Below are 21499 nucleotides of genomic sequence, written 5' to 3'. Positions count from 1 at the left end.
AAAGAGACGGCCTAGTAGCTTCGTTAGGTTCTGCTCTGTCTGCGGCGGCTTCGTTGGCTGGGTAGGGGTCGTCCGCAGGTGGTGCAGGTACCGGCCCAGCACCTCAGCAGGTCCTGGAGGAGGTCGAGGACCCGGTAGAGGGTCAGGCCGGCGTGAGGACTTTTGGGTCGAGCTGCCTGAGGGCGAGGAAGGCCTGGGCGGCGGTGACGAGGGTGACGTGGTGGTGCCAGCCGCGCCAGGTGCGGCCCTCGAAGTGGTCCAGGCCGAGGCCGTGCTTGAGTTCGCGGTAGTCATGCTCGATCCGCCAGCGCATCTTCGCCCACCGCACGAGGTCGGCGACCGGGGTGGTTGCCGGCAGGTTCGATATCCAGTAGTCCGGCGGAGCGTCCTGCCCGTCCGGCCATTCGACCAGGAGTATCCGGGTGGGCAGGACGCCGTCCCACCGGTTGCGGCCGCCGCCCGCCTCCTGAGCCGCGGCCAGGGACTGCTTGCCCGCAGGACGGACGGTCAGCACGGCGAACCGTGAGGTCATTGCGCCTTTGCTGCCCTGCCGCCAGGTCACCTCGGCGAATCGGCCGGCGCCGGCCTCGGCCGCGAGGACGGAGACGGCTCGCGACAAAGTGCGATAGCGGGGCAACGGGGGCGGGCCGGAAGGGGGTGTTAACGCCGTAGCCGGCACCGGCGACCACGATCGGCGCCTTCAACTGCCACTCGGTGAGCGTGTCGAGCAGGCCGAGCGCGAGGCGCCACTTCTCCTGATGGACGACATCGTCCGGCACTCCTGCCCTGCGGCATCGGTCCGGCTCGTCCGTCCACTCGCTCGGCAGATACAACTCCCAGTTCAGCGGACAGGACGCAGTGTCGGTGGCGGCGTGGACGCTGACCGCAACCTGGCAGTTCGCTCGTTTTCCGACCGCTCCGCAGTACTGACGGGCCGCCCCGACCGACGCCTTGCCGCACTTGGGGAACGACACGTCGTCAATGGCCCACACCTCGGGTGTGATCATCTCGGACAGTCGCTCGGCGATGCGCCGTCTGACCGGCAGCGGATCCCACGGCGACTGGTTCACGAACTGCTGCAGGGCCTGCGTGTTCCCGTCCGGCAGCCGCTCGGCCATCGGCTGGATCGACTTACGTCGGCCCTCCAGCATCAGGCCCCGCAGGTAACACTCGCCCCACCGCCGCTGATCCCGCCGCGACAAACGAGGCGAACACATCGGCAACGAACTCCGCCAACTCACCCCGGAGCCGTTCCACCTCCCCCAACCTCATAGCGAGAAGATGCCCACTACCAGGCAAGATCACCCAACGTAACGCAGTACTACTGGACCCTGTCGTTCGGATCAGCCCGGCCGTGAGGTGCGGCGCCTCTCGACCGCCCTGACCCCGTGACGCCGGGATGATCCAGCCGAGAGGGCCTAGCCCAGATACCGGGCCACCGCCTCCTCGATCCCCGCCGTGTCCGCATCCTCCGCAGCCCAGGCCGCGTATCCGTCGGGCCGTACGAGGACGGTCGTCCGGCGGTCGCCCGCCCAGCGCTCCACGGTCAGCCACCCCTCACGGACACCGGGGCCCTCGTACGTCCCGGGCGTGATCAGCACGAACCGGCTGCCGCGCAGCGCCTCGTAGAGCCGGCCGTCCTTCAGGGCGACGTCGGGGACGCGGGTGCCGGTGAGGCGGTGGGCGCCGCGGGGGGCGGGGTAGGCGTAGCCGATCCCGGTGATCCGACCCAGGGCCTTGCGCTGGACGGGCGGGGCCATGTCGACGAACGCGGAGACAAGGGCGCGGGCGGCACGCAGCAGCGGATTCCGCGCGCGGGCCAGCCGGACCAGTCCGCCACTGCTGCGCAGCACCGCCCTGCCGACCGGGTGGCGCTCGGCCTCGTAGCTGTCGAGGAGTCCTTCGGGCGCCCGGCCCTGGACGGCCGCGGCGAGCTTCCAGCTCAGGTTGGCGGCGTCCTGGAGGCCGGTGTTCATGCCCTGCCCGCCGGCCGGGGAGTGGATGTGCGCGGCGTCCCCGGCGAGGAAGACCCGCCCGACCCGGTAGTGCGGTGCCTGGCGCTCGTCACTGTGGAAACGGGAGAGCCAGCGGGCGTCGTGCATGCCGTAGTCGGCGCCCAGGGCACGGCGGGTGATCTCCTTGACCTCGTCGAGATCGAGCGGGGCGTCGTCGGAGACCTCGTTGCGGCGGTTCCAGCCCATGACCCGGTACCAGCCGTCGCCGAAGGAGGCGATCATCGCGAAGGCGTCGCCGCGGCCGTTGACGGTGAGGACGCCCTCGGGCTTCTCGGCCAGCCGGACATCGGCCAGGATCAGCGACTTGATGACGGAGACACCGGGGAAGTCCAGGCCGATCGCCTCCCGCACGGCGCTCCGGTGACCGTCGGCGCCGACGACATAGGCCGCCCGGCGGGTGACGACCGCCCCGTCCGCGCCGCGCACGTCGAGGTCGACCCCCTCGTCGTCCTGCCGCAGCCCCACGACCTCGCTCTCGTACGCGAACTCGACCCCAGTCTCCCGGGCCCGCCGCTCCAGGAGCCGCTCGACCTCGTACTGCGGGGTGATGAGCAGGAACGGGAAACGCGAGGGCAGCCTGCTCAGATCGAGGGAGAGGCGGCGGAAGAGCCGCAGGCCGGTGATGGTGTCGCCGGTGGTGAGGAGTTCATCGGCGAGGCCGCGGGCGTCGAGCTGCTCCAGGGTGCGGGCGTGCACCCCGAAGGCGCGGGAGAGATTGCTGATCTTGCGCGGCCGCTTCTCGACGAGGGTCACGGTGACGCCCGCCGTGGCGAGGTCACCGGCTAGGAGGAGGCCGGTGGGGCCCGAGCCGACGACGATCACGGTGCGGTCGGTGGCGGTGCCGTTCATGGTGGCCTCCTGTTGCCAACGCTTGCTTGCCATCGCTCATGGCCAACAAATGTTGGCCAACACTTGTTGACGAAGGTAGCGGGGCGTCAAAAAGAATGTCAACAGTCGTTGGCAAACAACTGTTGACGAACACTTGTTGACCTACACCCGTTGGCCTACGCTTGTTGGCATGAATGGCAGCGACAGCACCTCCACGGTTCCCAGTTCCGGCGCCCCCCGCCGCTCCGACGCCACTCGCGGCGCGATCCTCGCGGCGGCCCGCGAGCGCTTCGCGACCGACGGCTACGAGCGAGCCACCATCCGCGCCATCGCCAAGGACGCGAACATCGACCCGTCGATGGTGATGCGGTACTACCGCAACAAGGAGGGCCTCTTCGCGGCGGCCGTTGCCATCGACCTGCGGCTGCCGGACGTGAGCGGGGCGGACCGCCGACAGGACGCGGGGCGGATCCTCGTCGAGCACTTCCTCGACATGTGGGAGAACAACGAGGTCCTCACCGCCCTGCTGCGGGTCGGCGTGACCAACCAGGCCGGGGCGGAGCGCATGCAGGGCATCCTGCGGGACCAGCTGCTGCCGGTCGCCCGGCAGGTGTGCCCCGACCCCGAGCAGGTCCCGGCACGGGCGGCACTCATGACGTCGCAGCTGCTGGGGCTGGCGCTCACGCGGTACGTGCTGCGGATGCCGCCCGCGGTGGGGCTGGCGCGGGCAGAGATCGTGGCATGGTTGGCACCGACGATTCAGCGGTACCTGACCGCGCCGAGTCCCTGAGGCTTGCCGAGCACTCGTATCCGTCGGGGCCACGGGACCCACGGGACCGGTAGGGCGCTGGAAGACCGCCCAGCACATGAGACCCGCCGGGCGCCGAGAAATCCGGGGCCCCGGAGGCCAGCCGAGCGCCGAGAACCCGCCGAGCCCCTGACACGCCTAAGGGGTCCCAACAAAGGCGTTTCACGTGCCGGTGTGTGATGAGGCAGGTGGCGAGGCCGAGGAAGCCTTCGTGGATGTCGTCTCGCCGCTCCCAGCGGATGCGGAGGCGTCGGAAGCCGTGCAGCCAGGCGATCGTGCGCTCGACGACCCAGCGGTGAACACCGAGGCCGGATCCGTGCGCGACGTCGCGGCGGGCGATGACGGGTTTGATGCCCTGCGCCCAGACCAGACGGCGGTACTTGTCGTGGTCGTAGCCGCGGTCACCGAGGAGGATGGGGGGCCGCCGACGCGGCCTGCCGACGACACCGGGAACCGAGGGGATCTTCGCCAGGAGGGGCAGGAGCTGGGTGACGTCGTTGCGGTTGCCGCCGGTCAGCGACACCGCGAGCGGGATGCCGTGGCCGTCGACGAGGACGTGGTGCTTGCTGCCTGGCCGGGCGCGATCGACCGGGCTCGGGCCGCTTTCGGGCCGCGCCGAGCGGCCCGCACGTGGGAGGAGTCGATCACCGCCCGCGACCAGTCGAGCTGCTTCGCCGCCCGGAGTCTGGCCAGCAGCACGAGATGCAACCGGTCCCAGACGCCGGCCTCGTTCCAGGCCGCCAGCCGGCGCCGGCACGTCATGCCCGAGCCGAACCCCAGCTCCTGCGGCAGATACTCCCACTGGATCCCGGTGTGCAGCACGAACAAGATCCCGCACAACGCCTGCCGGTCGGGCACCCGCGGACGCCCCGCCACCAACTTCGGCCCCGGCTCGGGCAACAACGGCTCGACCAGCGACCACAGTTCGTCCGAGACGATCCACGGACGCGACTCCCTCTTCCCCACACACCAACCAACGAGCGATCAAGCCGACAGTCACACCATCAGACACTTCTGTTGGCGGTTCTTAGACGTCAAACGCGCGTCGGTGCTTTTTTCTCCGGCTCGCCTCGATCGTGAACACGACTGTCAAGCAGACCAGAGCTGCGGCCAGTGAGCCGAAGAAGATCCCGTCGAAGAGCAAGCTGTTTGCGTTCTCAACAGTGCCATCGTCGTAGGTGCAGGACTTCTCGAAGGGGAAACTGGCGGTGTGTAGTTCTCCGCAACGATTTTGCAGGTCCTTGTCAAGCACGCTCGCCTTGACCCATGACAGAGCCCATACGAGGAGGAAGAGCCCCGCGAAGGCGCATACGGCGCCCCATAGCCGGTTCAGTTGCGCATCATTCGTGCTGGCTATGGTCACGCGACGAAGCGTACCGCCACCGCCCATCCTGCAAGGCGGGCTCAATCGGTGCCGAAAACTGCCCAAGGTGCAGGATCAGCACTCTCCGCCGGGCCGTTCGAGACAGGTCTGCCCCGGCCGCTGGCGCCTGGCCGTGCAGCGTTCGGCCGGGCACCGACACCGTGGGCCGCGAACGGTGACGAGCCCGGCCAGCGGGTTCCGACACCGCATGGGTGCTGGAACCCGGCGATACGACTTCCGCTGCGGGCGGATGGTCCAGGAGAGGCCGTGAGGCCCGCACCGCACCGTGGACCGGTTCGGTGCGGGCCTCGGCCCGGCTGCATGCGCACGGCTGGGAGATGGCGCTCGCGGACCGGCCGTGCTCATACGTCCGGTCCCTACGCGACCGGCTGCCGGACGCACCCGGCACCGCAGGGCCGGACGTGGGACCGCCCTGGCCCTGACCTGTCAGTCAGGTCAAACCACGGCGATTTACGGCCAGTTCACATAGAGGTACCAGAAGGAGCCCTTGTGCCCGTCGCACCGATACCGGATGCGGTTGTCCGTCTTGTAGAGGTTGCCCCCCGCGACCAGACAGTTGTTCTGGCTCAAGTACCAGTTGTAGTACTCGTACTCATCAGCAGGCTGCGGCTGGACGGCGCCAGATGAGTGGGAAGCGCTCGCTCCCCCGGTAAGCGGGGCGGGCTCGGCCTGAGCCGTGCTGCCCCCCGCCAGCAGGGCGGTACTCACCGCCAGAGCGGAGAGTACCGCCGTGAACGACTTACGCATGGATTGTCTCCCGTCGTCGGTGGTCTGCTCCCAATAAGTACAGCCCGCCGGTATTTGTTCAGCAGCCCCTCTCACCGGTGTGAACATTGCCCCTTCGTCACCGGCTGGACAGGGGAGAAGATCCAGACCGGTTACCGTCCTACAGGCGGAGCCTGGGCCCGCACACCTGGCTCAACACTCAGCTCAGTGCCGCGCCGTCGCGTTCGGTCGTCGCGGATGAGGGCTGTGCACAGATGGTTCAGGTGATCGCAGTGGCCTTCCCGTACTGATCCCTTAAGGGCGGCCCACCGTGTTCACCGCGGTGACGGGTGCGTGGTCGGGCTGCGCGCTCATCGGCTGGTCCTCCCGGACGACGGGCGCGGGGCATGGGTCGGTATCACTAGGGGAACCGTCTAGTTCTGATTCTCCAGAACAAGACGCCACTGGCCGACGAGCTCGTAGCTCGTTTCCCTGGAAGGGAAAACCGCAGGTGGCAGAGGTGGCGAGCACCACCAGGGGCGCTGTATGCAGCAGCCGTGCATAGATCTCGCGCGGAACAGTGCAGATCTGCGATGTTATGCAGCGCTGTGGCGGACCTCTCGGCCGGCGAGCAGCAGCTGCCCGTCTGCGGCCGCTGAACTCCCCCACCGGTGACGTCCGGCCTCCGCGGGCCCGGAGACGCCCGGACAGGCGCCGGCTTCGACGGTCCGGACGGCGGCGAGGACGCTCCTGCCCCCCGAGTCCCGGCCCGCCTTCTGGCTAGCCGGAGGACCCTCCGCCACCCGTCCCGCACCACTGCGGCGCCCCCGACCAAGAGGGCACCGCAACACCAGGTAGACCGGACAGTTCTGGAGCAGCAGAACAAACCGGTGCCGTCAGTAGTGTCGCCCAGCTTCCTCTGCCGCCCCGAAGGCTGCCGCAGGAGTTCCAGCGGATTTGTGCGGCTGCCCGTACGACTACGGAAGCTGCGTCAGTCCCTGATCAGGTTGAACTGCTCGCCGCAGCCGCGAGGCGCGCACACCTGGACCCTGATCCGATCGACGCCGCCGGGCCGATCGGGGTCGCCGATGTAGAAGTTGTAGGGGACCACAGGGCCGCTGGAGGTCCTGGAATCGCTGTCGACCTTGGTGGAACCGGCGAAGGCGTCGAAATAGACGGTTGTGGTGCCGTTGTATGCCTCCACCCACCCTTGAAGCTTCGAGGTCCGGTTGCCCCAGACGACCCCACCTTGAGTAGCGCCGTCGCAGTAGTCGGCACATACGTAGTACGTGTCGTTGGGCCAGGCGGCCGCGCGGACGTCTGCTGAGGCCGGCCCGGCCGTCAGCATTCCCATCGCCAGGGCCGCGGCCGCACTCAAGCTACAGATCGTGCTCGGTTTCCTCATTACGGACATCATTTCCTCTCCCAGTACCCGACCGGCACTGCCGAGTCAGTGTCCGGTCCGGTGAAGCAGGCCCAGAAGCGCCGTTCAGGCCAACTTCGGCTGGACCGGCGGTATATGGCTGTCACGACATCGTGAAGCAGCAGGGTCGGCCGTCGGCAGCACGGAATCGCGAGCGTGTTCCTGACGGACCTCGCCCGGGACGCGGCCACAGTCGTCCGCGAAGGCGGGGTCAAACGTTTCGGTACGGTCACCCTGGCGATGTCGGGCGAACCAGTCCCACCCCCGTTCCTCAAGGATTCCCTCCGGGCCCTGTCCGCCCGCAGGGGGGACGGGCGGACCATCGGCAGGGACGACATCCTGGCCGCCACCACGATTCAGTTGTTCGGCGGCAACCTCAGGCAGCGAGCCCTCACCGAGGCACGCGAGGCGACACAGAACACTTCGGCCGGCTGAGCGGGTTCGACCAACATCGCCGCCTGCACCCTCGTCCGCTACCGCGGACTCGCCACATGAGATGGTCTCCGAGAGGGCGTTAAGTCCGTTTCTAGTAGTGGCCCGGCCCGGGTTGGGTGAGGAGGCCGTGGCGGGCGAGGCCGCTGCGGGGGCCGTTCATGTCTGGGGCGTCGGTGGGCAGGCCGAGTAGTCGTGCCGTGCTCAATCTGCTGACAGGCGCTGCTTTGGTCGTGAGGGCCGGACCGGGGTCGGATATTCGGTGTTCTGCCCGCCCCATGAGGACACAAGGTGGTACGCATGACTTTGGCCACCCCCATACTGCACACCGCTCGCCTGCGACTGCGGCCCTTCACCGACGCCGACGCGGACCTGCTCTTCGCGCTGCACAGCAGCACCTACGTGATGCGCTACTGGGACTCCCCGCCGTGGACCGAACATGCCCGCGCCGACCGCTTCATCGCGATGTGCCGGAAGATCGCGGACGAAGGCACCGGGGCACGGGTGGCCATCGACCGTGCTTCTGACGGTGCCTTCGTCGGCTGGTGCGGTCTGACCGGATGGAACCCGGACTACCGCAGTGCGTCGTTGGGCTACTGCCTCGACGATGCGATGTGGGGCCACGGCTACGCGACAGAGGCCGCGCGCGCCTTGCTGCAGTGGGCATTCGACACACTGGACCTGAATCGAGTGCAGGCCGAGGCCGATACGCGCAACGTGGCATCCGCCCGGGTATTGGAGAAGGTCGGATTCGTGCGTGAAGGGACGTTACGGGAAGACTGCGTGGTGAACGGCGAGGTATCCGACTCGTGGGTGTTCGGGTTGCTCAGGCGAGAGTGGCAGCCGTCGGCTGTGCCGATTCCAGCCGGCGAAGCGCGGCGTTAAGTCCGTTTCTGGTAGCGGCCGCGTCCGAGTTGGGTGAGGAAGCCTTGGCGTGTGAGGCGTCCGAGGCGGCTGCGGGTGATGTTGACGGTCGCCTCGTCGGTGGGCATGCCGAGGAATTCGTACAGCTCACGGTCTCTGAATACCTGGCCGGGGTGCTGGTCGAAGACGTTCACGATGGCCTGGTAGGCGGTGTTCGTCTCGGGCGGTTCGGGCTCGGTCCCGGGTGGGACGCGTCGGGCGATGACCTTCCGGGTGGTGGCCAGGTCCGCGAGTCGCGCCTCGGTCTCGGTCAGGGTGGCGGTCAAGTGCTTGATCTGGTGGCGTAGTCCACCGGCCCGAGCCGTGGTCTCGTCGTGCTGGGCCTGGAGGCCTGCCAGGAGCTCGATGATGTTCACGCGGCCAGCCCGAGGCCGGCGCGCCAGGCCGGGGCGGGTGGGGTGAGGCGGCGGGTCATGTTCGCGATCGAGGCCCAGTAGACGCGCGAGGCGAAGGTGTCGGGCCGGTGGTCGTACTCGCGGGCCAGGCGGCGGTGCAGCATTAACGTGCCGTTGACCTGCTCCACGATCCACCTCTTGGGGTGCGGGACAAAGCCCTCGCCCTGGTCGTCCGGGTTGCGGCGGACGACCTCGACGTCGATGTCCAGCAGGGCACCGTGGATGATGACTTGGTCCTTGAAGCCCTGGTCCACCAGGGCCTTCTCCAGGCACATCCCGCACCGCGCCGCCGCCTGGTGAGCAGAGCGATGCCGGCGGCGTCCTCGTGGGCGGAGGCGGCCGGCACCACGACGCCGATGATCAGCCCCAGAACGTCGACGGCCAGTCCCCGCTTGCGCCCCGACACCTTCTTGTTGGCGTCCAGTCCCGTCGTGGTCTTCGGAACCCCCGGCGGCCGCGCGCACGGACTGGATGTCGATGATCACGCGGGACGGGCCCTCTAATCACCGCGCTCCCTCCCGCACCTGGCAGCGCAGCAGTTCCTGGATCCGCTGGTCGAGCCCGCCCTCGCGCCACAGGCCGAAGCAGTAGAACACCTCCGACCAGGCCGGCAAGTCGTGCGGTGGACAGCGCCACTGACAGCCCGTCCGGTTCTGGTGGAAGATCGCATTCACGATCTCCCTCAGATCGCAGGCCCCGGGATCCCCGGTCGCCGACCGCGCCACCCTGTCCTGCTTCCAGGCCGTGATCATCGGCTCGATCAAGGCGAGCAACAGCTGTCGATCGTCGACACCCTCGCCGAACACGTCCAGAGCCTGGGCGGCGTCGCGGTGGCGGACCCCCGCCACGCGGCCGAGCTCACCCGCGTCCCGCGGCCGCCCGACGGCGCCGAGGAAGTACCCGTGATGCTCTCCCGGCTCCTGGAAGCGCACGAGACGATCCTCATCGACGCGCGGGACGCGGCACGCCGCATCGCGGAACTCGGCGACGACGGCACCAACGACCTGATCGTCTCCGATGTCGTCCGAGCGGGCGAGGCCCAGACCTGGTTCCTCGCCGAGCACCTGGTGGACACCCCGCTGACCCACACCTGACGGCACCGTCCCCGGAATCCGACACGGCTCCGGCCACGGAAGCCCTCCGCACCCCGACTCCCGGTGCACCAGTGGGTGGACGCGTCCAGCGCGGAGATCCTGGCGTTCGTCCAGCGCAGGCTGGGCATGGTCCCCGTCGTCCTGGCCGCGGCCGTACGCGCACCCGGCTCCCCTGCCCTGCGTCAGCGGTGTCCGGGCCGGTGGGGATCGGCTCGGGGAGCCATGGCCCGACGTAGGTCTCGCGCTGGTGGCGAATCGAACGAAGCCGCTCCATCGCCAGGTTGGGGACGATCCGGGTCAGGTAGGCCTTGTGGTCGGCGACCTGGGAACGGTCGGCCGCCGACCATTTGAATACAGCCATTGCAGGGAACGCACCCGTCCCGTTGACCGGCCGCGACTACCTCGAGCTGCTGCCCGTGCGCTGGCAGGCGATCACCGCTTCCGGTATCCGCATCCACCACCGCACCTACGACGCGGACCTTCTCGCCCTCGCACCCCGGTCACTGCCACCGCCTGACAGAGCTCGAGGAAGCGGTGCGCTCTGGCTGTCGGTACGTGGATGGGAAGGATGGGGCCACCATGTGGCCCGGCCACCGAGGTGCATGATCGCCGGGACGAGCACAGCACGCACGAGTGTGGCGTCCAGGAAGAGTGCCGCGGCCAGAGAGAATCCGAAGAGTTTGACAACGGTCAGGGTCGATGTGGCCAGCACGGCCACGGCCAGGATGAGAACAGCGGCGGCGAGGGTGATCAGGCGACCGGTGGACTCCAGCCCGTGGCGTACGGCACCCGGATGGTCGCCGGTGCGACGGTACTCCTCCATGATGCGTGCGAGGAGAAACATCTCGTAGTCCATGGTCAGGGCGAAGGCGAGGAACAGGACAAGGACGGGAGTGGACATCTCCAGCCGTCCTACGACGGTGAACGGCCCCAGGAGCCATTGCAGGTGCCCTTGCTGGAAGACTGTCACCATGATCCCGGCGATCGCGGAGAGGCTCAGGGCTGCGACCAGGATCGCCTTGATCGGCACAAGTACGCTACGGGTGTAGAGGAAGAGAGCCGCGCCCATGCTCAGGGCCACGAACCCCGCGGCCATGGGGAGGCGGTGCGCCAGGGCGTCCTTGGTGTCTGCGAACAGCGCTGCTTGTCCCCCCACCATCCGGTGGGGGCCGGCCGGGGTCTGGACAGCCCGCACGTTCATGACCAGACGCTCTGCGGCGCTGGAGGTCGGTGTGACTGACGGTACTGGGACAACCTGCAGCCACGCGCCGGCCGAGTTGGCGTACTGAGGGAGGGAAGCCGTTCCTGGAGTGGCCGTGCCCGTGTGGAACACACCGGCGGCGGAGACGACCTGGGCCACTCCAGGCACCTCGGAGAGACGGGCCGAGTATGCGGTCAGGGCGTGCAGGCTGTCTCCGGGGTCAAGCCCGGGCAGTACGACAGTGATCGGATTCAGCGCCGCCTCGTCGAAGTGGCGACGCATGTATTCCCCAGCGACGTGCACGGAGGAGGTGCTTGCCAGGGCGCGGTCGTCGGCCAACTGGAATCGGGCCTGAGTGGCCGGGAGAGCGAGGACCGCCAGCATGCCGAGGGCGGCGCCGCCCCACAGGAGTGGGTGACGCTGAATTGCCTGGCTCAGTTTGCCCCACAGTGTGACGGCGCGGAGAACGGGCGCACGCTGGCGCCTGCTGAAGCGGTCCCCGAACAGGCTGAGTAGTGCAGGAAGTACGAAGACTGAGGCCGCAGCGGCAAGGGTGACGACGATGACACAGGCCAGGCCCATCGAGCTGAGGAAGTACAGGGGGAAGCAGAACAGGGCACACGCGCACAGGGCAACGGCGCCTGCCGAGAACAGCACGGTGTGGCCCGCGGTCCTCGCGCTTTCAAGGATTGCCTCCGGGCCGGTGCGCCCGCGCTGCCGTGCGTCGCGGTAGCGGGTGACGATGAACAGGCTGTAGTCGACTGCCAGTCCGAATCCGAGCGCGGTAGTGAGGTTGACGGTCAGGAGCGAGATTTCGGTGACCGGGGCGAGCAGGTGGAGCAGGGCAAGAGTGCCACCAACGGCCACCAGGCCGACGACGATCGGTAGCAGACCGGCCAGGAGCGATCCGAGAGCGAGCGTCAGCACCGCGAATGCGGCAGGTGCGCTGAGGAGCTCGCTGCGCTCCGCATCATGCTGGACTTGTTCCATGGTCTGTGCGCCCGCAGCAGCGGGACCGGTCGCCATGACGGTCAAGGACCGCTGATCCCCTGACAGTTCGCGGATGATCCGGTTCGCCGATCGAGCCGCGTCGCTGCTGTCTCCAGTCAGTTGGAGCAGGATCAAGGCGGTGGTCCCGTCGTCCGAGATCAACTCGGGGAGCCTGGAGTCCCACCACGTCGTTGCCACTTCCACGCCAGGCAGTGTCGCAGCGCGCTTGACCAGAGCGGTGCCGTCGCTCGTGGCCGTGCTGGTATCGACACGACCGCCTCCGCGAGAGGCAACGACGAGGATCAGGTCAGGTTGACTGGTCCCGGTGTGTGTGCGGATCCACTGCTCGGCACGCGCGGCTTCACTCGCGGTGGCTGTGGTGCCTCCGAGGCCGAGCCGGCTGGTCAGATCCAGTGCCGACCAGCCCCCCGTACAGACCACCAGCGCAGCCAGGAGGAGGACGAGGGCTCTGTGCCGGGTGGCCCACCCGGCGGCCGCGGCCGCAAGGGCTGAGGGGGTCACTGACCGCACTGGTTACGCCGAACGGGGCCGGTTCGTGGTCTTTCCACCTGAACCTGAAGGGGTGAGACGGATCATCGTGTTGATGATGTGGTCCATGGCATCCGCGCTGGGGCTGTCGGTCAGATTTGACAGCAGCCGCACCATGAAGCGCATGGCTCGCGGGGACCTGACCGCGTTCTGGGTGACCAGCGAAGTAAACGAGGGCCGGGCCATCAGCGCCGAGAAGGCACATCCCAGACGGTAGTACCGGCCCAGGCGGGCCTCCATTTCTGACGGGTAGCGTTCCAGGGCCCGCTCGCGGGAGGCTCCGGCGTTCCGGGCGAGCGCTTGGGCCGCGATGTCCGCGGCCAGTTCGCCGGACTCCATGGCATAGGTGATTCCCTCACCGTTGCACGGGTTGACCATGCCGCCTGCGTCACCGATGAGCATGAGGCCGTTGCGGTAATGAGGGAGACGGTTGAATCCCATCGGCAAGGCTGCACCACGGAGCGGACCGTCAGCGTTCTCCTCGGAGCGCAACCCCCATTCCTCGGGTGTACGCGCCAGCCAGGTGGTCAGCATGGTGCGGGTTTCCATCGAGCCGGTGCGGGAGTCGTTGAGGACGCCGAGGCCGACGTTGACCCGGCCGTCGCCCATGGGGAAGATCCAGCTGTATCCAGGCAGCACTCGGCCGTCAGGGCGGCGCAGATCCAGCCACGATTCCAGGTAGGGGTCCTGATGTTTCGCGGGGCTGTGGAAGTAACGTCGGACAGCGGTGCCGACAGGTCTCTTCTCCAGCCGCGAGATCCCTACTGCCAGGGCCAGCCGGCCGGCCACGCCGTCTGCTGCGATCACAAGCGGGGCGGTGAAGTCCATGGGCTGCCCGTCGGGGCCGACGGCGGAGACACCTACGACCCGTCCGCCGGCGTCCAGCAGCGGCGTGGTCGCCTTGGTCCGGGTGTGCAGCCGGGCTCCGGCGGCGACCGCGTGTTCGGCAAGGATCTGGTCGAAGTCGTGGCGGGTACGGGTCAGACCGTAGCCGGGGAAGCGGCCGCTCTGCGGCCAGTCCAGTTCGAGTGTCCGCCCGCGCGAGACGAACCTGAGGCCCCGATTGCGCTTCCAGCCCGGGGCGGTGGTGTCGATGCCCATACGCACCAGTTGGTGGACGGCGCGAGGTGTGAGGCCGTCACCGCAGACCTTCTCCCGGGGGAACTCCGCCTTCTCCAGCAGCGCCACGTCCACCCCCTGGCGTGCCAGGTGGTAGGCGGCGCCGGCACCGCCGGGCCCCGCTCCTACCACGATGACCTGGGCATCCGTCTGGAGCATCCGACTCATGTGTGTGCCTCCGTGAACAGGGGGTCGGCGCTGTCGCGTTCAAGGGGGCGCACGGCGCGATGCAGCGCGACGATGCCCCCGGTGAGGTTGCGCCATGCCACCTGCTCCCAACCGGCCCCTGTGATCATGGCCGAGAGTGTGCGCTGATCATGCCAGGCGCGGATGGTGTCCGACAGGTAGGTGTAGGCATCCGGGTTACTGGAGGCGCAGCGGGCGATGCGCGGCAGACCGCCCATGAGGTACCGCAGGTACAAGGTCCGGAAGGGCACCCAGGTGGGGTGGCTGAACTCGCAGACCACAAGGCGTCCGCCCGGGCGGACGACCCGGGCCATCTCCCGCAGCGCGGCGGGAACGTCGACGACATTGCGTAGCCCGAACATGATCGTGACTGCGTCGAAGCTCGCGTTGTCGAAGGGCAGGGCGAGGGCATCGCCCACCTGCAGGGTGACAGGGCGGTGTTCTCCTTGTTTCACCATGCCGGGTGATCGGTCGATGCCGACGACGGTCGCCCCCGACCGTGCCAGTTCCTCGGTGGACACACCCGTGCCGCACGCGACGTCGAGGCACCGTTCCCCAGGGCACAGCGCGAGGGCTTCGCGCGTACGGGTGCGCCACATCCGGTCCCGCCCGCCGGAGAGCACCGTGTTGGTGAGGTCGTAACGGTGGGCCGCCTGGTCGAACATGCGCGATACGTCATCCGGCCGCTTGGCCAGCGTTGCCCGAGCCATGTTCTCCTCCTTGATCGATGGGATCACTGACACGGCCGTCACAGATTTCCGCGCTGCTCCTGCTCGCGCTCCACGGCTTCGAAAAGCGCTTTGAAGTTGCCCTTCCCGAACCCCTGGCAGCCGTGGCGTTCGATCAGCTCCACAAAGAACGTCGGCCTGTCCACCAGAGGGCGGGTGAAGATCTGCAGCAGATAACCGTCCTCGTCACGGTCCACCAACACCCCCCGGTCGCGCAGCTCGTCGATGCCTACACGCACGGATCCGATCCGCGAGCGGAGCACCGGGTCGCTGTAGTACGTGTCCGGTGTGGGCAGGAAGTCGATGCCGGCCGCGCGTAGGGCGTCGGTGGCAGCGAGAATGTCGTGGGTTTCCAGAGCGATGTGCTGGGTGCCCGGGCCTCGGTGGTGGTCGAGGTATTCATCGATCTGCGAGCGGCGCTGTCCCGGCGCCGGCTCGTTCAGGGGCAGCTTGACCTTGCGGGAGCCGTCGGCGACGACCTTGCTCATCAGCGCCGAATACTTGGTGGCGATGTCGTCCCCGATGAACTCCGCCATCAAGGAGAACCCCATCGTGCGTCGGTAGAAGTCGACCCAATCGTCCATACGCCCGAGTTCCACGCATCCCACCACGTGGTCGATCTGGTGGAACAGCTGTGGCCCGGCGGGTGTGGGCCCTCCGGGGCCAGGGGGTTCGAAGCCTGGCAGGAACGGTCCGTCGTAGGAACGTCGCTCGACAACGGTGTGCCGAAGTTCCCCATAGGCGGCGATGGCTGCCGTACGCACCGTGCCGAACTCGTCTTCGGTGTCGTGGGGTTCCTCAAGCACCACCGCGCCGGCCAGTACCGCGTGTTCCAGACCTTCGTCCAGGTTGGCCACCTGGAGGGCGATGTCGCTGACTCCGTCTCCGTGTACTGCCGCCCATCGTGAAGCGCTGCTGTCGGGGCTGCTGCCCCCGGTGAGGACGAAGCGGACATCGCCCGAAGAGAGGACGTACTCGGCATGGCCGTCGCGAGTGCTCGTGGGGCGGCGGCGTGCAGTGATCTCCATGCCGAACGCGGAGACGTAGAAGTAGGCGGCCTGCCGGGCGTTACCGACGCACATTCGTACGTGGTCGATGGCGATGATGTCCCAGGGGCGCGTCGAAACGGTGCGGCGCTCTTCCATCGCGATGGGGGAAAGGCCGAGGGCGGTGTGTTTCAAGGCTGGAATCCCTTGCGCTGAAGATGAGCAACATCGGAGAACACCGGATTCGAAAGTAACCCCCCCGTGTGGGGATGCGCGTGCTGCGTGATCCGTTCGGGTGCTCTCTGTGCCCTTCGGGTCAACAGCACGTGCGCCGTGTCGGGGCTCTGGATGAACCTTGCCCAGCGAGGTCCCACGTCCCCTGGAGGAACACATGACCACTTCTGTGACGACAGACCCGATGGACTCGACCTCATCCCCGGTAACACCGGCAGCCGAGGTGCTGGACATGGACCGCTTGTCCTTCATGCTTTTCGGACACGCGGCCTTCCAATACCTCAATGCCGCCTGCGAGCTGAAGCTACTTGACCTGCTCATGGAACGCGGTGCCCTGACAATCGAGGAAATCCGCGAGGAACTGGCCCTGGCCGAGCGGGCGGCCGACATCCTGCTCCTCGGATCCACCGCGCTCGGACTGACGGTCAAGGAAAGCGACCGTTACAGCGCCGCGCCGCTGATCAGCTCCCTGAACGCGGAGGGGATCTGGCAGAAGTTGAAGGACACGGTGGCATTCGAACAGCACATCGTCTACGAAGGGCAGGCCGACTTCGTGGACTCGCTGCGCGAGAACACCAATGTGGGACTGCGCCGCATCCCCGGTGACCACCCCGACCTGTACCACCGGTTCAGCCAGCACCCGCACCTGGAGTCGGTGTTCTACCGGTACATGCGATCGTGGTCCCAGCTGGCCAACGAGCACCTCGTTGCCGCGCTGGACCTCGGCAACGCCACGCACCTCCTTGATTGCGGTGGCGGCGACGCGGTCAACGCGATCGCCCTGGCCCAGCACAATCCCGGTCTCGAGGTCACCATCCTGGAGATCCCCGCCTCAGCCGCCGTGACCGAGAAGAAGATCGCCGAAGCTGGTCTGTCCGACAGGATCAGGGTGCATCCGGGCGACATGTTTGCCGAGCGATTCCCCTCGGACAACGACTGTGTGCTCTTCGCCCATCAGCTCGTCATCTGGACGCCCGAGGAGAACACGACGCTGCTTCGTAAGGCATACAAGGCTCTCAAGCCCGGCGGCCGGGTCGTCATCTTCAACTCCATGTCGAACGACGCAGGCGACGGACCCTTGATCGCGGCCCTCGACAGTGTCTATTTCGCGGCCCTGCCGGCGGAAGGCGGCATGATCTACCCGTGGCGCCTGTACGAGCAGTGCCTGCGCGACGCCGGTTTCTCCTCGGCCGAGCGGATCGCGGTGCCAGGCTGGACTCCCCACGGCATCATCGTTGCGACCAAGCACGTCCCATGAGCATGACGCGAGCGGCGATCGCGAGCCCCGGCGCGGGCTCGCTCGCCGCCTTCATCAAGCTCGCGCGGGTCAAGTTCCTTTTCCAGAGCATGATGGTCACCGGATTCGGCGTTACCCTGGCCGTCCACTCGACGGGAGCCTTCTCTCTCCGTTGGTACCTGCTCACACTGGTCTTCGCCTGGTCGACCCATCTCATGACTCATTTCTGCAATGAGTACTTCGACCTTGAGGCTGACCGTGCCAATCTGTCCCCGACCGCGTGGACCGGCGGCAGCCGGGTCCTGGTGGACGGTCTGCTGCAGCCCGCCGTCAGTATCGGAGCGGCGTTCGCCCTCCTGTTCACCTCGGTCGTCCTCACCGTCGTCATGCCGTCCCTGACCGCGCGGATCCTCGCGACCGCACTGATGGCCCTGGCCTGGTTCTACACGGCTCCCCCGCTGCGGCTGAACTACCACGCCTTGGGGGAAGTGACATGCGCAGCCGTGCTGTACGGGATGGGACCGCTGCTTGCCGCGTATCTGCAAGCCGGACAGTTCAGCTCGCTGCTCTTGTGGGGCACCGGTTTCGTCGCCGCCCTTCAGGTCCTGCGATGTCTGATCATGAACCTGGCGGACATCGAGGGCGATGCTCGCGTCGGCAAGAAGACGCTGGCTGGTGTACTCGGGCCGCGCCGCCTGGCCTTCACCTATGCGGTCGGCCAGCTCGCCCTCTACGTCGGCGTCGTCGTCCTGGCGGCTCGCGGCCAACTGCCGCCGACGGTGGCCCTGGCCCAACTGGCTGTCGCGCCTGTAGCGATCTTCGTGGTGCGCAGCTTGTCCAGCGGCGCGATGGCCGATCCGGCCAAGGCCAATGCCGTGACGTTCTGGTCCTCGATGCAACTGCCCCTCACCACCTGCCTGACCATGGTGGGACTCTTGCTCGACCTCTCGCTGAACAGCCGCCCGGCACCGATGCTCTGGTCCTCCATCGTGGGAGCGACCACCCTCATGTTCGCCCTGTGGCTGCGACAGACCGTCCACGCCACCCGACGTGGCAACGGTGCGCCATGACCGCAGCAGCGACCGTATCCAGTAGTGCGGCTCACCGGCAAGCTCGTACGGCCTGTGATCGCGCACGTCGCCAGATGGAACCCGCACTGCGTGCCGCGGTGAAACGGCTCCCGGCCGCCCTTTCACGGATAAGCGCCTACCACTTCGGCTGGCACAATGCGGCCGGCACCGCGCTCACTGACCCCAGCAGCGGCAAAGCCGTCCGTCCCGCTCTTGCCTATCTCGCAGCTGAAGCACTCGGAGGCCCCCCGCGGTGCGCCACGCCCGGTGCCGTAGCCATCGAGCTCGTCCACAATTTCGCCCTCGTCCACGACGACATCATGGACGGCGACATCATGCGTCGGAACCGCCCGACGCTGTGGAAGCAATTCGGGACCGGACCCGCGCTGCTGGCCGGAGACGGGCTGCACATCCTTGCCATCGACACCCTGCTCAGCCAGCACACCGACCGGGCCAGAACAGCGGTCAGCCTCCTGACGCGCGCGATGATCGCCACCCTGCACGGCCAGGCGAAGGATCTCGGATTCACCCAACGCCCCTGGAGTGGGCCGGCAGCTGTGACACCAGACGAGTACCGTCAGGCGGCGGCAGCCAAAACCGGGGCCCTCATCGCCTGTTCCACAGCTGTCGGAGCGGTCCTCGCCGGAGGACATCCTCGCCACGTGGCACGCTTTGCAGCCTTTGGACGACATCTCGGCATCGCCTTCCAATGTACCGACGACGTGATCGGCCTGTGGGGGGAACCCGGACGCACCGGCAAGCCGGTCGGGGGCGATCTGCTCGCAGCGCGGAAGACCCTGCCGATCATCGCCGCGCTCGCCTCCGACACGCCCGCCGCCCGAGGCCTGCTTGACCTCCTGTCCCGCGGTGGTGAACCGCTGACCGCCAACGACCTCCCCGAAGCCCTCCACCTCGTCGACGTGGCCGGCGGCCGGGCCGCCGCCGAGGCGGAGGCCCAGCGCCACATGACCGCAGCCATCCACGCCTTGGCACCACTGCGCATCTCCTCCCAGGCGCGCGAAGAACTCAACGCCATGGCGCTCTACCTGACAAGACGTGACAGGTGAACACACGACCCGACGGAACTCCGCAGCGTTGGGAGGCCATCACCCGGAGCGCACGCCGACGAGTGCGGCACCGCTGGCGCAGGACCGGCGCGGACTTCCCCTGGGGAGATCCGCTGCCCTCGCACCAGGCGCCGATGGAGGGCTATCTGTGGCGGTTCACCGACACACGCCGGGGCCGGGTGCTTCTTGTCGCATGCGGTATCAACCACCATTCCCGCCAACCGTGGGGCACCGTTGTCGTCGCTGCGGACCCCCTTGGCACCGTCCGGTCGACGAGTGTCGACGGAGCCTGGGCCAGCACACAGAGCTACCAGATCTGCGTCCCGGCCACACTCCGGTACGACGCCGGTGCGCTCCATGTCCGGCTGGGTGACGACCTGCACATCAACTGTGTGCTCCGCGAGCCCCGGTCGAGACCTCGGCGTACCTTCCACGGCAGTGGGATCTTCTCCCTGGTGCCCGGACTCAACCACTACTGGCATCCCCACCTGTTCGATGCGAAGGTCCGAGGGGCAGCCCGGCTGGGCGACCAGGTGTGGGACCTGTCCGACTGCCATGTCTACGCCGAGAAGAGCTGGGGACGAGGCTTCCCTCACACCTGGTGGTGGGGCCAGGCCCATGGGTTCGACCGCGGGGAGATGTGCGTCGCCTTCGCCGGCGGTCTGCTCGGCCGAGGGCGGCTGACCCTGCCAGTCGGCGGCGTAGTGGTCAGTGTCGGCAACAGAATGATCAGCTTGGTTCCGCCCGCCGCGATGGTGCAAGGCGGCGAACGTGACGGCCGGTGGACGATCAAGGCCCGCAACCACCGCTATCGGGTTCGGCTCGTAGGAGAGGGAACCGGCAGTCGCCCTTCGAGGCTGCCGATTCCCCTGCTGGACCCGCACCGCTTCGGCTACTCGACGCAGCATTTGGCCGGGAACCTTCAGCTGCAGGTCTTCCGCGACGGGAAGCTGTACTACGCCGGACAGTCAGCGCTGGCCAGCCTGGAAACCGGTTCAAGCCGCACCCGGTGGCCGACGGACCTGCGGTGACTTGCGTACGACCGCACCAGCGGTCGCGGTGCGGTCGTACGCCGTGTTCGTGGCCCATGTGCGCTTCGACGACTCGATGACCGAGGAGGTCGGGCCTTGACCCAAGGCCGGTTGGTTAGCGTTTTCGCTGGTCACGCTAGGGGTGTTGGGGTCCATGTCGTGGCGGCGCAGAGGCCGGGGCCGAGTTTGCGGGCTGCACCTGCGTAAGAAGGTCCGCACCACCGTTCCCGAGCCGGCGGCGACACCGGTGCCGGACCTGCTGCGGCGCGACTGCGCCGAACACCACGTACGTGGGCGACATAACCTACCTCCCCATCGGGGACGGCCAATTCCTCTATTCAGCAACGGTGTTTGACCTGTGCTCGAAGCGGCTGGCGGGCTGGTCGATCGCCGACCACATGCGCACGGAGCTGGTCACCGACGCGCTCAGGGCCGCTGCGGCGGCCCGCGGTGCCGACGGCCTGCGCGGGGCGATTTTCCACAGCGGCAACGGGGCGCAATATGTATCGAAGGAGTTCGCCCCGGTCTGCTCGGACCTCGGCGTGACCAGATCGCGCGGCCCGGTGGGCACGAGCGCCGGCAACGCCGCCGCGGAATCGCTGAACGCCATCATGAAACGTGAGACGCGCCAGGAACGGAAACGGTGGAACGGGGCCCGTGAGGCCCGGCCCGCGGTCTTTTGATGGGCGACCCGCTACAACACCAGGCGAAGGCACTCCCGCCCCGGTCAGATCAGCCCGATCAGCTACGAACAGCGATCAACTACGCTGGCCACCGCCGCATGACAACCGGTGTCCACGACCACGGGAAAGGGGCCCTTCGTCTCTGCTCCGGCCCGGGGGTGGCGGGTCCACCAGTCCGGCAGTCCTGCGGGGCCCGCGCCGGCGGAGCGTGCGGTGCGCGGCCCGGTGGGTCGGTGGGTGTAGTGGCGGTAGCGGTCGCAGGCGCCGACCTTGTTGATCAGCTTGCCCAGCGACATGGTGGCACCGGGTCGGTGCGCACGGCCTGGAGTCGTGCGCACCGCCGATGTGAAGGCGCGGACAGTGCGCGCACCACCCGCGCGCGGTGAGTGCGTGTTTCTCATCCCATGGTG

16 protein-coding genes and 7 pseudogenes are annotated in these 21499 nt (G+C 67.9%); 9 read left to right on the top strand and 14 right to left on the bottom strand.

Annotated features, from left to right (window positions below):
* Positions 1-142: 142 nt before the first annotated feature.
* Positions 143-1272, bottom strand: a pseudogene (locus tag ABD374_RS00670) (IS701 family transposase).
* A 146-nt stretch (positions 1273-1418) separates the two neighbouring features.
* Positions 1419-2864 (bottom strand): FAD-dependent monooxygenase, encoded by a 1446-nt coding sequence (locus ABD374_RS00665; protein WP_344488878.1) that lies wholly within the window; start codon positions 2862-2864, stop codon positions 1419-1421.
* Between the two features lie 169 nt (positions 2865-3033).
* Here ABD374_RS00665 and ABD374_RS00660 point away from each other — a divergent pair, with 169 nt between their 5' ends.
* Positions 3034-3633: a TetR/AcrR family transcriptional regulator gene (locus ABD374_RS00660; protein WP_344488875.1), complete on the top strand. Its 600-nt coding sequence runs from the start codon at positions 3034-3036 to the stop codon at positions 3631-3633.
* Between the two features lie 169 nt (positions 3634-3802).
* Here ABD374_RS00660 and ABD374_RS00655 read toward each other — a convergent pair.
* The 4 genes and pseudogenes from ABD374_RS00655 to ABD374_RS00640 all read right to left on the bottom strand — a co-directional run.
* Positions 3803-4590, bottom strand: a pseudogene (locus ABD374_RS00655) (IS5 family transposase); the annotation flags it as partial.
* A gap of 88 nt (positions 4591-4678) precedes the next feature.
* Positions 4679-5014 (bottom strand): hypothetical protein, encoded by a 336-nt coding sequence (locus ABD374_RS00650; protein WP_344488872.1) that lies wholly within the window; start codon positions 5012-5014, stop codon positions 4679-4681.
* 471 nt (positions 5015-5485) lie between these two features.
* Positions 5486-5782, bottom strand: a complete 297-nt coding sequence (locus ABD374_RS00645; RefSeq protein WP_344488869.1) for a hypothetical protein — start codon at positions 5780-5782, stop codon at positions 5486-5488.
* Between the two features lie 949 nt (positions 5783-6731).
* Positions 6732-7118, bottom strand: coding sequence for a hypothetical protein (locus ABD374_RS00640; RefSeq protein ID WP_344488866.1), 387 nt, complete (start codon positions 7116-7118; stop codon positions 6732-6734).
* 189 nt (positions 7119-7307) lie between these two features.
* Here ABD374_RS00640 and ABD374_RS00635 point away from each other — a divergent pair.
* Positions 7308-7598: pseudogene (locus tag ABD374_RS00635) on the top strand (hypothetical protein); the annotation flags it as partial.
* Positions 7599-7895: 297 nt separating this feature from the next.
* Entirely contained in the window at positions 7896-8480 is a 585-nt protein-coding gene (locus tag ABD374_RS00630; RefSeq protein WP_344488863.1) for a GNAT family N-acetyltransferase, read from the top strand.
* On the opposite strand, the gene ABD374_RS00625 is transcribed toward ABD374_RS00630, so the two are convergent.
* Together ABD374_RS00625 and ABD374_RS00620 are read right to left on the bottom strand one after the other, a co-directional pair.
* A complete protein-coding gene (locus tag ABD374_RS00625) occupies positions 8477-8875 on the bottom strand; it encodes a hypothetical protein (RefSeq protein ID WP_344488860.1) in 399 nt (132 codons plus the stop codon). The two genes, ABD374_RS00630 and ABD374_RS00625, sit on opposite strands and share 4 nt — an antisense overlap.
* Positions 8872-9666, bottom strand: a pseudogene (locus ABD374_RS00620) (IS5 family transposase). The gene ABD374_RS00625 and the pseudogene ABD374_RS00620 overlap by 4 nt, the downstream one beginning before the upstream one ends.
* 18 nt (positions 9667-9684) lie before the next feature.
* On the opposite strand from ABD374_RS00620, the pseudogene ABD374_RS00615 reads away from it, so the two are divergent.
* Positions 9685-10008, top strand: a pseudogene (locus ABD374_RS00615) (Dps family protein); the annotation flags it as partial.
* Positions 10009-10186: 178 nt separating this feature from the next.
* On the opposite strand, the pseudogene ABD374_RS00610 reads toward ABD374_RS00615, so the two are convergent.
* From ABD374_RS00610 to hppD, 5 genes and pseudogenes are all read right to left on the bottom strand, one after another.
* Positions 10187-10366 (bottom strand): annotated as a pseudogene (locus tag ABD374_RS00610) (RNA polymerase subunit sigma-24); the annotation flags it as partial.
* 108 nt (positions 10367-10474) lie between these two features.
* Positions 10475-12640, bottom strand: coding sequence for an MMPL family transporter (locus tag ABD374_RS00605; RefSeq protein WP_344488947.1), 2166 nt, complete (start codon positions 12638-12640; stop codon positions 10475-10477).
* Between the two features lie 93 nt (positions 12641-12733).
* Positions 12734-14035 (bottom strand): geranylgeranyl reductase family protein, encoded by a 1302-nt coding sequence (locus tag ABD374_RS00600; RefSeq protein WP_344488858.1) that lies wholly within the window; start codon positions 14033-14035, stop codon positions 12734-12736.
* The gene (locus ABD374_RS00595) at positions 14032-14763 is read right to left on the bottom strand and encodes a demethylmenaquinone methyltransferase (protein ID WP_344488856.1); all 732 of its coding nucleotides are present in this window, start codon (positions 14761-14763) and stop codon (positions 14032-14034) included. The genes ABD374_RS00600 and ABD374_RS00595 overlap by 4 nt, the downstream gene beginning before the upstream one ends.
* A gap of 38 nt (positions 14764-14801) precedes the next feature.
* A complete protein-coding gene (hppD, locus tag ABD374_RS00590) occupies positions 14802-15926 on the bottom strand; it encodes a 4-hydroxyphenylpyruvate dioxygenase (RefSeq protein ID WP_425577087.1) in 1125 nt (374 codons plus the stop codon).
* A gap of 232 nt (positions 15927-16158) precedes the next feature.
* On the opposite strand from hppD, the gene ABD374_RS00585 reads away from it, so the two are divergent.
* The 5 genes and pseudogenes from ABD374_RS00585 to ABD374_RS00565 form a co-directional block, all read left to right on the top strand.
* On the top strand, positions 16159-17259 hold the full coding sequence (locus ABD374_RS00585) for a methyltransferase (RefSeq protein WP_425577083.1): 1101 nt from the start codon (positions 16159-16161) through the stop codon (positions 17257-17259).
* Complete coding sequence (locus tag ABD374_RS00580; RefSeq protein WP_344488850.1) at positions 17256-18308, top strand: prenyltransferase; 1053 nt, start codon at positions 17256-17258, stop codon at positions 18306-18308. Before ABD374_RS00585 ends, ABD374_RS00580 begins: the two co-directional genes overlap by 4 nt.
* 74 nt (positions 18309-18382) lie before the next feature.
* Positions 18383-19375 (top strand): polyprenyl synthetase family protein, encoded by a 993-nt coding sequence (locus ABD374_RS00575; protein WP_344488847.1) that lies wholly within the window; start codon positions 18383-18385, stop codon positions 19373-19375.
* 134 nt (positions 19376-19509) lie between these two features.
* A complete protein-coding gene (locus tag ABD374_RS00570) occupies positions 19510-20406 on the top strand; it encodes a tocopherol cyclase family protein (RefSeq protein ID WP_344488943.1) in 897 nt (298 codons plus the stop codon).
* A 184-nt stretch (positions 20407-20590) separates the two neighbouring features.
* Positions 20591-21191: pseudogene (locus tag ABD374_RS00565) on the top strand (IS3 family transposase); the annotation flags it as partial.
* Here ABD374_RS00565 and ABD374_RS00560 read toward each other — a convergent pair.
* Complete coding sequence (locus tag ABD374_RS00560) at positions 21152-21385, bottom strand: hypothetical protein (RefSeq protein ID WP_344488952.1); 234 nt, start codon at positions 21383-21385, stop codon at positions 21152-21154. The pseudogene ABD374_RS00565 and the gene ABD374_RS00560 overlap by 40 nt on opposite strands.
* Positions 21386-21499: the final 114 nt, after the last annotated feature.

Source organism: Streptomyces enissocaesilis (assembly GCF_039533765.1).
Classification (GTDB): Bacteria; Actinomycetota; Actinomycetes; order Streptomycetales; family Streptomycetaceae; genus Streptomyces; species Streptomyces enissocaesilis.
Note: the sequence above shows the minus strand (reverse complement) of the source record. Positions and strands in the feature narration are given on the sequence as shown.

Excerpts from the sequence above, each read along its gene's own strand:
- ABD374_RS00570 (WP_344488943.1), top strand. The coding sequence starts at position 19,510 with ATGGAGGGCTATCTGTGGCGGTTCACCGACACACGCCGGGGCCGGGTG.
- ABD374_RS00595 (WP_344488856.1), bottom strand. The coding sequence starts at position 14,763 with ATGGCTCGGGCAACGCTGGCCAAGCGGCCGGATGACGTATCGCGCATG.
- ABD374_RS00660 (WP_344488875.1), top strand. The coding sequence starts at position 3,034 with ATGAATGGCAGCGACAGCACCTCCACGGTTCCCAGTTCCGGCGCCCCC.
- ABD374_RS00665 (WP_344488878.1), bottom strand. The coding sequence starts at position 2,864 with ATGAACGGCACCGCCACCGACCGCACCGTGATCGTCGTCGGCTCGGGC.
- ABD374_RS00645 (WP_344488869.1), bottom strand. The coding sequence starts at position 5,782 with ATGCGTAAGTCGTTCACGGCGGTACTCTCCGCTCTGGCGGTGAGTACC.
- ABD374_RS00585 (WP_425577083.1), top strand. The coding sequence starts at position 16,159 with ATGACCACTTCTGTGACGACAGACCCGATGGACTCGACCTCATCCCCG.
- ABD374_RS00600 (WP_344488858.1), bottom strand. The coding sequence starts at position 14,035 with ATGAGTCGGATGCTCCAGACGGATGCCCAGGTCATCGTGGTAGGAGCG.
- hppD (WP_425577087.1), bottom strand. The coding sequence starts at position 15,926 with ATGGAAGAGCGCCGCACCGTTTCGACGCGCCCCTGGGACATCATCGCC.
- ABD374_RS00630 (WP_344488863.1), top strand. The coding sequence starts at position 7,896 with ATGACTTTGGCCACCCCCATACTGCACACCGCTCGCCTGCGACTGCGG.
- ABD374_RS00575 (WP_344488847.1), top strand. The coding sequence starts at position 18,383 with ATGGAACCCGCACTGCGTGCCGCGGTGAAACGGCTCCCGGCCGCCCTT.
- ABD374_RS00580 (WP_344488850.1), top strand. The coding sequence starts at position 17,256 with ATGAGCATGACGCGAGCGGCGATCGCGAGCCCCGGCGCGGGCTCGCTC.
- ABD374_RS00560 (WP_344488952.1), bottom strand. The coding sequence starts at position 21,385 with ATGTCGCTGGGCAAGCTGATCAACAAGGTCGGCGCCTGCGACCGCTAC.